The organism is Bradyrhizobium sp. 31Argb (assembly GCF_043638955.1).
Taxonomy (GTDB): domain Bacteria; phylum Pseudomonadota; class Alphaproteobacteria; order Rhizobiales; family Xanthobacteraceae; genus Bradyrhizobium.
Genome location: NZ_JBEGDB010000398.1, coordinates 1 through 5,495, shown reverse-complemented (window position 1 = coordinate 5,495; position 5,495 = coordinate 1). Strand labels below are relative to the sequence as shown.

Sequence of the window (5,495 nt, the reverse complement as noted above, 5' to 3'; positions counted from 1 at the left end):
CCGGTGGCCACCGGCCAAGACGCTAAATCGCTTCCATCGCACAAATCATGCCCGTGCAGATACAAGGGGTTGTCTCCACTGGCAACGGTGTCCGCGGAGAGAACCCCTCACCCCGCTTCGCTTCGCGAAGCGACCCTCTCCCACAAGGGGAAAGGGTGAACCGCGCATTTACATCGGCGGCGTAAGCCCGTCGCGGCCGACGCTGATGCGGTTGGTCTCGAGCGAGCCATCGGGCGACTTTTTCGTGAATGCGATGATCTTGGCGCCTGCCTTGAGCTCGGACTTGTCGCCGGGGGACGTAGGTCACGACAGGTGTGTCAGGCGAGACCATCACCTTCTTCTCGCCGCCCTTGTATTTGACGAGCAGCGTGTGGCCGTCATTGCTGACCACGGATTCGGCGACCGTCGCATTGGTCATGCTGCTGTTGGGACGTGTGTCCCAGGGCCGCGAGCCCTCGCCGGTGCCGCGCATCTCCTCCGGGAAGACGTGGACTTCCACCGCTTTCGGCGTGCCGTCGGAACCCGGCACGGTCGTAGCGCCGATGAAGGAACCGACCTTGATGTCGGATAGCGCGATCGTGACGATGCCGGCAACGCGCGCATCGCCCGTCATATGCAGCTTGACGTCCTCACCGCTGCGCGACTTGACCTCGATCGTGTCGCCGACGACGCTTTCGATGGTCCCGCGCACCCGCGAGGACACAGGCGGCTGTTGCGCGATCGCATAGAGGGTTGATGCCGCAACCATGGCGACGGCAAATAGCGGGCGGGCGAGCGTGGAACGGTAGGGAGGCATAGCGAGAGCTCCGGGTGGATCACCTCTCCAGAGACCCCGCTGTCGCGGCGATATTTCGCGCACTCAAGCCTTTGTGAGATCGTCCTCGACCAGCGCGCGCAGTTCCGGCGTCACTTGCGGGCGCTGGCCGAACCACAATTCGAAGCCGCGCACCGCCTGGTGCAGGAGCATGCCGAGCCCGTCGGCCGTCTTCAATCCGCGCGCCTCGGCGGCTGCAAGCAGCGGCGTCTTCAGTGGAACATAGACAAGGTCGGCGACGACGGCATTTGGCGGCAACAAGCCGACGTCGAGGTCGAGCGCCGGCTGGCCGTGCATGCCGAGCGAGGTGGTGTTCACCAACAGCCTCACGCGCGGCAACAGATCGGCAAGCGCGTCCCAGCCAGCCGGCTCGACGCGAGAACCGAACTGATCGGCAAGCGCGCGGGCACGTTCGATGCTGCGGTTGACGAGGTGAATGCGCTGCATGCCGCGATCGAGCAATCCGAACACCACGGCGCGCGCCGAGCCGCCGGCGCCCAGCACCAGCGCCTCGGTCGCCTGGCCCCAGCCGGGCGCGGAGGCGTCGAGATTGTTGATGAAACCTTCGACGTCGGTGTTGGTCGAGCGCAGCTCGCCGCCTTCGTACCACAGCGTATTGGCGGCGCCGACCGCGCGGGCGCGCTCGTCAGGCACCGACAGCGCCAGCGCGCGCTCCTTGTGCGGGATCGTGACATTGGCGCCGACGAAGCCATGCGTCGACAGATGCAACACGAACTCGGCAAAGCCCTCCGGCGGGATCGCCTCGATGTTGTAGCCGCCCTCGATGCCGAGCTTCCTCAGCCAATAGTGATGAATCAGCGGCGAGCGCGAATGCGCGGCCGGCCATCCGATCAGGCATGCGGCGCGGGCTTTGGTCGGTGCGGTCATTTCAGTCCAATCGGACAAGCGATGCGGACTGTCAACATTCACTTATCCCGCACTGCGACGATCGCGGTGAGTACGACGGCGGCGCCTGCGGCGAACCAGACCGCGGAAAGATTGAGGTGGAGATAAGCGAGCGCGCCGACGGTCGACCCCAGCACCAGCGCCGTCCATAACAGGAGGTTCGGTAGCCAGGCCCAGCGCGGGCCGCCGGTCAGCGCCGCCCCAAGAAGCTGGCCGGCCTTGACGAGCGCGCCGGTGACATAGGTGAGGCCGAGGCCGGCGCCGCCGCGAATCTGGAACATCGCATTCTCCAGTCCCATCGCGAACACGATGCCGCCGACCGCGACCGTCGGCGAGCCGAACGTATAGGCGAGCGCGGAGCCGACGAGCAGCAGCGTTTCCGTCAGCAACAGCCAGGTCTGGCGACGGCCGCCGCGCGCCAGAACGATCAGGCTGCCCGCCGCCGCGCCGAACACGAAGGTCACGATGATGCCAATGGTTTGCGCCGCCGCGAACCAGTTCGCCTCGGTCAGGTTGACGCCGAGACGCGTCGAATTGCCGCTCATGAAGGAGACGAACAGGCCGCCGAGATGCAGATAGCCGATGCCGTCGAGATAACCGGCGAGCGCGCTCAGCGCGCAGGCCAGCGTCATGTTACGGCGCGAGTCAAGCATGCGTCACGCCGTCCACTCGTAGACCTCTTTCTCGTAGGCTTCCGTGAAACCGGCGCGCCGCAGATTGCGGTACGAATGTTCCAGCATGTACATGGTCTCGGAGACCTGGACCCTGCAGCCCATCTGCTCGGCGCGTTCGACCCGCTTTGCGATGAGCGCCTGCTGCGCGCCGCGCTTGCGATGGCTTTCGGCCGTGGTCGCGGCCAGGAGATAGCCGATGTCCTCGAACAGGCAGAGCGCGGCGATCGCCACCGGCTGATCGCCGTCGAACGCCATGTAGTGCACGAAGCCCCTGCGGCCGGCCGAGCGCGCATATTCCGGCCATAGCGTGTCGCCGAGCTGATCGCGCGCCGCATCGATCTCGTCAGTGGTCACCTCGCGGATGCCAAGATCGGTTGTGAAATGAAGCGGCGAATAGGCCGTGCGCCACAAGGTTGGATATCCGGTGCGGCGTGCGCGCGACAGGCCACCCGCCTCGAGCCGCGCCCGCATCAGGTCCATGTCGGGACCAGGGCTCAGCCAGACAAAGAAGCGCTTCACACCCTCAGCCGTGAACAGATCGATGAAGCGCGCGACCGCATCATCCGTCATGGCGGGATCAGCGCCGCAGAGATAGACGCGATTGAGATTGGCGGATGGAAACGGCGCCTGACGTTCGGGATCGATGGTCACGTAGCAGTGACCGAACGGCGGACCGTCGAACTGCCGGCGCACAAGCCGGTAAGGCTGACAACGGCCGTCCAGCCATTGCGTCAGCCGCCGCATTTTCAAGGAGAGATCGACAACTTCCATGGCGATGCGGGGATCATGACCCTCGATCCGGGGCCATGATCCTAGCAACACTTATGCCGCCACGCGATGCGCCGCAATAATTTGATCGGCTGTCCGGCCGGTCACTTCAGCCATGTGATCGAACTGCCGGGTGAAGCTGCCGGCGCCGGCGGTGGCCGATCGGAGTTCCACGATCAGGTCGCCGATTTCGGCTTCCGGCATGGTGGCGCGGACGCAGTCCCAGCCGGCCCAACCCTCGCGGGTGTCGAAACCGAGGATTTGGCCCCGACGCGCCGACAGGATGGCGTTGATCTTGGCGGTGGCGTCGGTCGGGCAGACGATTTCGACCATGTGGATCGGTTCCAGCAGCACCGGATGACAGTTCGGGAGCGCCTCGCTGACGCCAACCCGCGCTGCAGTGCGGAACGCGAGATCGGAGGAGTCGACGCTGTGGTAGGAACCGTCGGTCAGGCGCACATGGACGTCGACCACGGGAAAGCCGAGCGGACCCTTCAGCAGGCCGTCGACCACACCCTCCTCCACCGCGCCGATATAGTTCCGCGGCACCGCGCCGCCGACCACGGTCTCGTCGAAGGTGAAGCCGGAGCCGCGTGGCAAGGGCTTTAGTTCCAGCACCACGTCGCCGAACTGGCCGTGGCCGCCGGACTGCTTCTTGTGCCGCCCGCGTTGAGTGATCGGTTTCCGGATGGTCTCCTGATACCCGATCGCAGGTGGGTGCGATTTGACGTTGACGCCGAAGCGGTCGCGCAGCCGTTCCACCGCGACACGCAGGTGCATCTCGCCCTGCCCCCACAGCACGGTATCGTGCGTGCGCTGGTTCTGGATCTGGGTCAGCGACGGATCCTCCTCGTTCAGCCGCAACAGCGCCTGCCCGAGCTTGACGTCGTCCTTGCGGTCGGTGGCCGCGACCGACATCGCGAGTACCGGCGACGTCGGCTCGACCTTCACCAGCGACGACGGCGCGGTCTTGCCGCTCGCCATCGTCTCGCCGGTCTTGATCGCATCGAGCTTGCCGAGCGCAACCGTATCACCGGCTTCCGCGGCGGCACGCTTGGTGTCGAACGCGCCGCCTGCGGCGAGGATACCGGAAACGCGGCCGGTCTCGCCGGACGAGGAGATCAGCGTCGCGCCATCGTCCAGACGGCCGGCGAGCAGCCGAGCCAGCGACAGTTTGCCGCCGTGCTGCAAATGCACGGTCTTGAACACATAGGCGAGCGCATCCTTCGTTTCGGGGGCGCCAAGGCGCTTGGCGGTTTCGGCGATGCCGGGCGATTCATGGCGCAGCGCCTTCATCAGGCGCAGCACGCCGTTCTCGCGCAGCGCCGAGCCGAGCAGCACCGGACAGATCACGCCTTCGCGCAGTTCGCGGGCGAGATCGTCGAACACGGCGTCGCGCGGCGGTTGGATGTCCTCGAGCAACTGCTCCATCAGCGCGTCGTCATGGTCGGCAAGCTTCTCCAGCATCGAGAAGCGCGCTTCCTTCTCGCGATCGAGATCGCCGCCTTCGAGAGCGACCACCTCCGACGGCTTGTGCTCGCGATAGACGAAGGCGCGTTCCAGCGCCAGATCGACGAAACCCTCGATCAGATCGCCGTTCCAGATCGGAATTTGCCTGAGCACCAGCGGCACGCGCGAGGCCGGCTGCAGCGTGGCGAGCGTCTCGCGGACGCGCTTGTTGGCGCGATCGATCTTGTTCAGGAACAGGAAACGGGGAATGGCCAGCTCTTCCAATTCGCGCAGGATGAGCTGCAATTGCGGCAGCTTCTTCTCGTCGGCCTCGCAGACCACGACCGCGGCATCGACCGCGGGAAGCGCCATGCGCATATCGTGCGCGAATTCGACCGAGCCGGGACAATCGAGGAAGGTGTAGCTGTCGCCCATGAAGGTCGTGGTGGCGGCGGTAAGCCCGACGCTCATCTTGTGATTGCGCGCTTCGGCACTGGCGTCGCCAACGGAACTTCCGGCATCGACACTGCCGGCTGTCCGGATCGCACCGGTCCGCGCCAAGATCGCTTCGAGAAGTGTGGTCTTACCGCTCTGGAAAGGGCCCACCAGTGCAATGCACCGTGGACCTCGGGGACTTCTGACGTCTTGTCCCATTGCCGTCTCCTCGTTTGGAGCTCGGCCCTTGATTGGGTCGGCAATCGTCGATGCTCCGCCCGTCGCGGGCGTTTGGCAAGCGGGAACACGCGCGAAAACGTCGCTGCGTTGCGATGTAATGGTCTAATGCAATGAAGCGTGCACGACTTCTTGCCTTCTCCCCTTGTGGGAGAAGGTGGCGCGCATGCAATGCGCGACGGATGAGCGACTATCTGGATTGTCAAGTTGCA

At 65.3% G+C, this 5,495-nt stretch carries 4 protein-coding genes and 1 pseudogene; all 5 read right to left on the bottom strand.

Features of this window, described 5'->3' with window-relative positions:
- Positions 1–168: 168 nt before the first annotated feature.
- Positions 169–748: pseudogene (locus tag AAFX91_RS38445) on the bottom strand (hypothetical protein).
- Between the two features lie 111 nt (positions 749–859).
- Positions 860–1,702 (bottom strand): shikimate dehydrogenase, encoded by an 843-nt coding sequence (locus AAFX91_RS38440; RefSeq protein WP_130583816.1) that lies wholly within the window; start codon positions 1,700–1,702, stop codon positions 860–862.
- A 38-nt stretch (positions 1,703–1,740) separates the two neighbouring features.
- Complete coding sequence (locus tag AAFX91_RS38435) at positions 1,741–2,373, bottom strand: YoaK family protein (protein ID WP_130583817.1); 633 nt, start codon at positions 2,371–2,373, stop codon at positions 1,741–1,743.
- A 3-nt stretch (positions 2,374–2,376) separates the two neighbouring features.
- Positions 2,377–3,165 (bottom strand): GNAT family N-acetyltransferase, encoded by a 789-nt coding sequence (locus AAFX91_RS38430; RefSeq protein ID WP_282529780.1) that lies wholly within the window; start codon positions 3,163–3,165, stop codon positions 2,377–2,379.
- 51 nt (positions 3,166–3,216) lie between these two features.
- Positions 3,217–5,265 carry an elongation factor G gene (locus AAFX91_RS38425; RefSeq protein ID WP_394569962.1) on the bottom strand — a complete coding sequence of 683 codons (2,049 nt, stop codon included), beginning with the start codon at positions 5,263–5,265 and terminating at the stop codon, positions 3,217–3,219.
- Positions 5,266–5,495: the final 230 nt, after the last annotated feature.

Coding starts and splice junctions, on each gene's coding strand:
- AAFX91_RS38440 (WP_130583816.1), bottom strand. CDS start 1,702: ATGACCGCACCGACCAAAGCCCGCGCCGCATGCCTGATCGGATGGCCG.
- AAFX91_RS38425 (WP_394569962.1), bottom strand. CDS start 5,265: ATGGGACAAGACGTCAGAAGTCCCCGAGGTCCACGGTGCATTGCACTG.
- AAFX91_RS38430 (WP_282529780.1), bottom strand. CDS start 3,165: ATGGAAGTTGTCGATCTCTCCTTGAAAATGCGGCGGCTGACGCAATGG.
- AAFX91_RS38435 (WP_130583817.1), bottom strand. CDS start 2,373: ATGCTTGACTCGCGCCGTAACATGACGCTGGCCTGCGCGCTGAGCGCG.